The following is a 661-nucleotide window of genomic DNA, read 5'->3' as shown; positions in this document are numbered from 1 at the left end:
GACTACGATCGTTTGAGAAATCACAGTGGTCAACCCAAACGTGTGTAGTTGAAAACTTTATCATGAGTGCTGCATCAGTAACATAATTTTTAAAAGTAATGTTCTGAACAATGATATTGTTTACAGTAAACATGTAAAGTGATATGCCTTTAATAGTTGCACCTGGTTTACCAATGATTGATTTATTAGATGAAACGTAAACCGGATCATCGCCCGAGCCACTGATAGTTCCACTAACGTAAACAATTTTTGGAGTTGTACCCGCAACTGCCGATTTTAACTCAGATAAAGTTGTTACAGTAACCGCTGTACCTCCTGCACCTCCTGTTGTTGTTCCGCCAACCATTGCGTAACCCATTAAAGCTGAAGTTATGCCTGTTGTAGTTGCTGAACCTACAGTTGTAGTAGGCGTTGTAGTTGTAGGTGTAGTTGTAGGCGTTGTAGTTGTAGTTGTCGAGGTACTGGYAGATCCGTTCATCGTGAAGGTATACTTTCTGCCGTTGGTTGCAGGGTTTGTATTATCAGATGCCGAAAAAATCAAAGTAGTACCCCAATGACTAAATCGTCCTTTTCCATAATCGCGGATATCCTGGTGTAATGAATGCGGTGGTTTTAATTCAACCCCATTTTCAAATAACCGCATTGTAGATGCGGTAGGTGC

The 661-nt window shown here is 40.8% G+C and carries 1 pseudogene; it reads right to left on the bottom strand.

From position 1 onward, the window contains the following. Window positions 1-643 (bottom strand): annotated as a pseudogene (locus tag AC1DPZ_RS28565) (pectate lyase family protein); the annotation flags it as partial. Between the last annotated feature and the right edge of the window lie 18 nt (window positions 644-661).

Source organism: Mucilaginibacter sp. P4_G9 (genome assembly GCF_056400985.1).
The sequence above is the reverse complement of the archived record's forward strand: the minus strand, read 5'-3'. Positions and strand labels throughout refer to the sequence as shown.